Source organism: Streptomyces sp. E11-3 (assembly GCF_046540415.1).
Lineage (GTDB): Bacteria > Actinomycetota > Actinomycetes > Streptomycetales > Streptomycetaceae > Streptomyces.
Genome location: NZ_JAZGRL010000001.1, coordinates 3877769 through 3883768, shown reverse-complemented (window position 1 = coordinate 3883768; position 6000 = coordinate 3877769). Strand labels below are relative to the sequence as shown.

Genomic DNA, 6000 nt, shown 5'->3' with positions numbered 1-6000 from the left:
CACCCCGAGGGCCGGACCCACCGGCCCGGTGTGCGCCGGGTCCACCGCCCCCTATTTGGGAATATGTCTCATGCGCAAGAAGACCCTCATCGCCGCCGCGGTGCTCGCGGCGGCCACCCTCACCCTCTCCGCCTGCGGCAGTGGCGGCGGCGGTGACGACACCGAGAAGCCGCTGGCCGATGTCTCCACCGAGCAGGACACCAAGGCCGCGACCGTCCTCGACCAGCCCTTCACCAAGCCGGACCTGGTCCTGAAGGACACCAAGGGCGAGAAGTTCGATCTGCGGGAGCAGACCAAGGGCAAGCCGACGCTGATCTACTTCGGCTACACCAACTGCCCCGACGCCTGCCCGCTGATCATGAGCAACATCGCGATCGCCAGGAAGTCCCTGTCCAAGGCGGAGCAGGAGCAGCTCCAGGTCGTCCTGGTCACCACCGACCCGGAACGCGACACCCCGGAGCACCTCGGCAAGTGGCTGAAGGGGCAGGACCCGTCGTTCATCGGTGTGACCGGTGACTTCCCGACCATCCAGGCGAGCGCCCGCACCCTGGGCATCACCATCGAGGAGCCGGTCAAGGAGAAGGACGGCACGATCACCTCGATGCACAGCAAGCAGGTCATCGCGTTCTCGCCGAAGACGGACAAGGGGTACGTCTTCTACAACGCCGAGACGGTCAGCGACGCCGACCTCGCCAAGGACCTGCCGAAGATCATCAAGGGAGAGAACCCGTGATCCGCCGCCGCGGTGCCCTGATCGCCGCCATAGCCGTCGCCGGCAGCCTCGCCCTCGCGGGCTGCGGGGGCGACACCGACACGTCGTCGAAGTCGCAGGCGAAGGCGGAGTCGAAGTCGGACGCCAAGCCGGAGTTGAAGATCAGCGGGGGATTCGTCCCCGAGCCCGCCATGGCCGACATGGCCGCGGGTTTCCTCACCGTCACCAACGCGGGTGCGGGTGCGGACCAGCTGACCTCGGTCACCAGCGACATCGGTGAGGTCACCATGCACTCCACCAAGGACCAGTCCATGAAGCCGGTGAAGTCCTTCGACGTACCGGCGAACGGCGCGCTGAAGCTGGAGCGCGGCGGCAACCACCTGATGCTCCAGAAGCTGAAGCACAAGCCGAAGCTCGGCGAGAAGGTGTCGGTGGAGCTGCACTTCGCCAAGTCCGGCACCGTCAAGGCCGAACTGGACGTCAAGGCAGCCAACCACAACCCGAAGACCCAGTAAGGGACTGACCGTTGATGAAGGCCACCGCTCGTCCCCGGCCGACGGCCGCCCCGCGTCTGACAGCCGCTCCCCGTCTGACGGCCGCCCCCCGTCAGATCGGGCAGCTGCTGCTCCTGCTGTGCGCCGTACTCGGCTCGCTGCTGGTCACCGCGGCGCCCGCGTCCGCGCATGCCGCGCTGACCGCGAGCGACCCGGCGCAGGGCTCCGTCGTCGAGAAGGCACCCACCGAGGTGACGCTCACCTTCTCGGAGAAGGTCGCGCTCTCGGACGACGCGATCCGGGTGCTCGACCCGGCGGGCAAGCGGGCCGACAACGGGAAGATCAGCGACCTGAGCGGTGACGGTGTCGTCCGGTACGGCGTGAAGCTGCGCGCGGGGCAGCCGGACGGCACGTTCACGGTGGCCTGGCAGGCGGTGTCCGCCGACAGCCATCCGATCTCGGGGGCCTTCACCTTCTCCATCGGCGCGCCGTCCGCCACCACGGTCGCCCTGCCGGACCAGGCGGCGGGCGGCGGCGTCGTCGGCACCCTCTACGGGCTCGCACGCTATGTGTCGTACGCGGGTTTCATCCTGCTGATCGGCGGGGCGGCCTTCGTCCTGCTGTGCAGTCCGCGGGCGGCCGAGCAGCGCCCGGTGCAGCGCCTGGTCGTACGGGGCTGGCTGGCGCTGACCGCGGCGACGTTGGCGATGCTGCTGTTGCGCGGCCCGTACACCGGGTCGGGGAAGCTCGCCGACGCGCTCGATCTGGCCGGGATCGGCGACGTACTGAACACCAAGACGGGGGCGGCGCTGGTCTCGCGGCTGCTGCTGCTCGCGGCGGCCGCGCTCTTCGTCGCCGTGCTCTTCGGGGCGTACGCGCGGCGTGCGGAAGCCCAGGAGGAAGCCCAGGCCCAAGCCCAGAAGTCCCAGGAGGCCCAGGCCCAAGCTCAGGAGAAGAAGGACCTCGCCTTCGGGCTCGGCATCGGCGGCACGGTCGTCGCGGCCGGTCTCGCCGCGACCTGGGCGCTGGCCGAGCACGCGTCGACCGGCATCCAGACACAGCTGGCGATGCCACTCGACGTGCTGCACATGCTGGCCGTGGCGACCTGGCTGGGCGGTCTCGCCGCGCTGCTCGTCTCGCTCTACCGCACTCCGGCGATCGAGCGGACGGCGGTACGCCGCTTCTCGCGGGTCGCCTTCTGGTCGGTGGCGGTGCTGGCCACGACCGGCGTGTACCAGTCGTGGCGGCAGGTCGGGTCCTGGTCGGCGCTGACGGGTACGTCGTACGGTCAGCTGCTGCTGCTCAAGATCGGGCTGGTGGTGGTGCTGGTCGGGATCGCCGGGATCTCGCGGCGCTGGACGGCGCGGCTGCTTGAGGCGAAGGCCACGGCGGACACCCGGGCGGACGGCAAGGCAGCCAGCAAGGCGGACACCAAGGTCGTCAAGCAGCGGGTGACCGTACCGGCAAAGGCTGAGGCGAAGGCTCAGACGGCAGCCAAGGCCGAGGGGGCCACCGACGCCGACCCCGCCCCCGACCCGGAGCGCGACCCCGACCCGGAGCGCGCCGCCCAGTTGGCCCGCCAGCAGGCCGTCATGGCCACCGCGCGCGCCAAGCGCGACCGCGACGCCGACCAGGAGCGCTCGGGCCTGCGGCGTTCGGTGCTCGCCGAGGCCGCGGTCGCGGTGGTCGTACTGGCCGTGACCACCGTGCTGACCAGCACCGAGCCGGGCCGCACCGAGGTCGAGGCCGCGTCCCAGAGCGCCGCGTCGAGCGCCGCCCGGCCGACCGGACCCGTACAGCTGTCGATCCCCTTCGACACCGGCGGTGAGAACGGCAAGGGGACCGTGCAGATCGAGCTGGCGCCAGGGCGGGTCGGCACCAACGAGGTGCACGTCTACGCCCTCGACCCGAAGAGCAAGCCGCTCGACCTGGAGGAGATCAGGATCGCCTTCACGCTTGAGTCCCAGGACATCGGTCCGCTGCCGGTCACGCCCGACCGCGTCAGCACGGGACACTGGAGCGCGAGCGGAGTGCAGATCCCGATGGCGGGCGACTGGCGGGTCGAGGCGACCGTGCGTACCTCCGACATCGACCAAGTGACTGTGGACAAGAACGCGAAGATCGGCTGAAGCAGCATGTCGAACACCTCGGACACCTCCGTGTCGGACACGTCCTCCGAGCCGAGCTCCACACCGCGCTCCAAGCAGGACGGGCAGATCTCCCGGCGCCGGCTGCTCGGCACCGCGGGCGCCACCGGCATCGCCCTGGGCGCCGTGGGCGCCGGAGCCGGGTACGCGGCCGGGCACGCCGCCGCCTCGCCCGCATCGCAGACCCCGCTGAGCTCCGTCGGCTCGACGGGCGTCGCCTTCGAGGGGGAGCGCCAGCCCGGCATCACCACCCCCGCGCAGGCGTGCGGCCACCTGATCGCCTTCGACCTGGCGCCCGGAGCCGGCCGCAAGGAGGCGGCGGCCCTGCTGCGCCGCTGGTCGACGACGGCCAGGCGGCTGATGGACGGCGAGAGCGGCGGCGGCGACACCGCGATCGCCCTGGACGCGGGCCCCTCGTCGCTGACCGTCACCTTCGGCTTCGGGCGCAGCTTCTTCTCCCGTACGGGGATGGAGAAGCAGCGCCCCGGTGCCCTGGACCCGCTGCCCGACTTCTCGTCCGACCGCCTTGACCCGGCCCGCAGCAACGGCGACCTGTGGGTGCAGATCGGCGCGAACGACGCCCTGGTCGCCTTCGACGCGCTGCGGGCGATCCAGAAGGAGGCCGGGGACGCGGCCCGGGTGCGCTGGCAGATGAACGGCTTCAACCGCTCGCCCGGCGCGACCGCGCGGCCGATGACCGCCCGCAATCTGATGGGGCAGGTCGACGGCACCAACAACCCGAAGGAGTCCGACGACGACTTCGCGCAGCGGATCTTCGTCCCGACCGACGCGGCCGACCCGAGCGACCCGGACGTCCCGAGCGCGGGCGATCCCGCCTGGATGGCGGGTGGCTCGTATGCCGTCGTACGGCGTATCCGGATGCTGCTCGACGACTGGGAGGGGCTCTCGCTGACCGACCAGGAGGCGGTCATCGGCCGCCGCAAGAAGGACGGCGCCCCGCTCTCAGCAGGTCCTGACGGCACCGAGACCACCGAGATGGAGCTCGACAAGACCGGCAAGGACGGCAAGGTGCTGGTCGCGGCCAACGCCCACGCCCGGATCTCCCGGCCGGACCAGAATGGCGGCGCCGCCATGCTCCGCCGCGCGTTCTCCTTCCACGACGGCTACGACGCGGACGGGAAGCCGGACGCGGGGCTGCTCTTCGTGTGCTGGCAGGCCGATCCGCTGCGTGGCTTCGTGCCGGTGCAGCGCAAGCTCGACCGGGGTGACGCGCTGTCGGCGTTCATCCGGCACGAGTCGAGCGGGCTGTTCGCGGTGCCCGGCGGGGCGCGGCGCGGGGAGTACGTGGGGCAACGGTTGTTCGAGTCGTGAGCGGCCCGCCCGTGTGCTGAGCCGGGGTGTCCGAGTCGTGAGACGGCACTCCGGGCCTGGAGCGCGCGGAGCCCATTAGGGTGACCGTATGTCGGCTACGCGCTACACCTATCTCGGCCCTGAAGGCACCTTCACCGAAGCCGCGCTGCGTACGCTCCCGGAGGCGGCCACCCGCGAGCTCGTCCCGATGGTGTCCGTGCCCGCGGCCCTGGACGCGGTGCGGAACGGCGAGGCCGCCGCCGCCCTCGTCCCCATCGAGAACTCGGTGGAGGGCGGCGTCACCACGACCCTCGACCAGCTCGCCACCGGTGAGCCGCTGATGATCTACCGCGAGGTGGTGCTGCCGATCGCCTTCGCGCTGCTGGTACGCCCGGGTACCTCGCTGTCCGACATCAAGACGGTCACCGGCCACCCGGTCGCCCAGCCGCAGGTGCGCAACTGGCTGGCGGCGAACCTGCCGGACGCGCTGTGGGAGTCCTCCGCGTCCAACGCGGACGGTGCGCGCCTTGTGCAGGAGGGGAAGTTCGACGCCGCCTTCGCGGGTGAGTTCGCGGCGGCGACGTACGGCCTTGAGGCGCTGGTCACCGACATCCACGACGCGCAGAAGGCCGCGACCCGCTTTGTGCTGGTCGGCCGTCCCGCGCGGCCCGCGGCGCCGACCGGGGCCGACCGTACCTCGGTGGTCATCTGGCTGGGTGACGACCACCCCGGTGCGCTGCTCGAACTGCTGCAGGAGTTCGCGGTGCGCGGGGTCAACCTGGTGCGCCTCGAGTCGCGGCCGACGGGCGAGGGCATCGGTACGTACTGCTTCTCGGTGGACGCCGAGGGGCACATCACGGACCGCAGGGTCGGCGAGGCGCTGATGGGGCTCAAGCGGATCTGTCCCCAGGTCCGGTTCCTGGGGTCGTATCCGCGGGCCGGGGTCTCGCGCGGGGATGTGCGACCGCTGCGGCCTGGGACGTCGGACCGTGAGTTCCTGGAGGCGTCGGACTGGCTGACGCGCTGCCAGGACGGTCGCTTCTGACGACCGTCTTTCACAGGTGCCGAAAGTTATCCACAGGTTCGGTTCTCGACCTGGGGATAAGTCGACAGCCGAGTCGGGCGTAGTCGACAAATCGCCCTAGAGGCCACGACTACCCCCACAGGGGCACAGGTCGCCGTTCGTCACCCCAATTCCTTTGATCAACTCTTTGGGGTGGGTGATTTCCACTCGAAAGTGGGTGTGAGTCGGGTTTGAAGCGGGAATCCTTCGGCTCGCATTCCCCCCGGTCAGGACAGGGATCGGGAATCCACAGATCTTGAACACAGCCTGTGG

The 6000-nt window shown here is 70.6% G+C and carries 5 protein-coding genes; all 5 read left to right on the top strand.

From position 1 onward, the window contains the following. Window positions 1-70: 70 nt before the first annotated feature. The 5 genes from U9R90_RS17875 (at window position 71) to pheA (ending at window position 5709) form a co-directional block, all read left to right on the top strand. Window positions 71-733, top strand: a complete 663-nt coding sequence (locus U9R90_RS17875) for an SCO family protein (protein WP_411057448.1) — start codon at window positions 71-73, stop codon at window positions 731-733. Then, complete coding sequence (locus U9R90_RS17870) at window positions 733-1227, top strand: copper chaperone PCu(A)C (protein ID WP_411057776.1); 495 nt, start codon at window positions 733-735, stop codon at window positions 1225-1227. Before U9R90_RS17875 ends, U9R90_RS17870 begins: the two co-directional genes overlap by 1 nt. A 14-nt stretch (window positions 1228-1241) precedes the next feature. Further along, window positions 1242-3335 carry a copper resistance protein CopC gene (locus tag U9R90_RS17865; protein WP_411057447.1) on the top strand — a complete coding sequence of 698 codons (2094 nt, stop codon included), beginning with the start codon at window positions 1242-1244 and terminating at the stop codon, window positions 3333-3335. A 6-nt stretch (window positions 3336-3341) separates the two neighbouring features. After that, the gene (gene efeB / locus U9R90_RS17860) at window positions 3342-4685 is read left to right on the top strand and encodes an iron uptake transporter deferrochelatase/peroxidase subunit (RefSeq protein WP_411057446.1); all 1344 of its coding nucleotides are present in this window, start codon (window positions 3342-3344) and stop codon (window positions 4683-4685) included. Window positions 4686-4773: 88 nt separating this feature from the next. Continuing rightward, complete coding sequence (gene pheA / locus U9R90_RS17855) at window positions 4774-5709, top strand: prephenate dehydratase (protein ID WP_411057445.1); 936 nt, start codon at window positions 4774-4776, stop codon at window positions 5707-5709. Window positions 5710-6000: the final 291 nt, after the last annotated feature.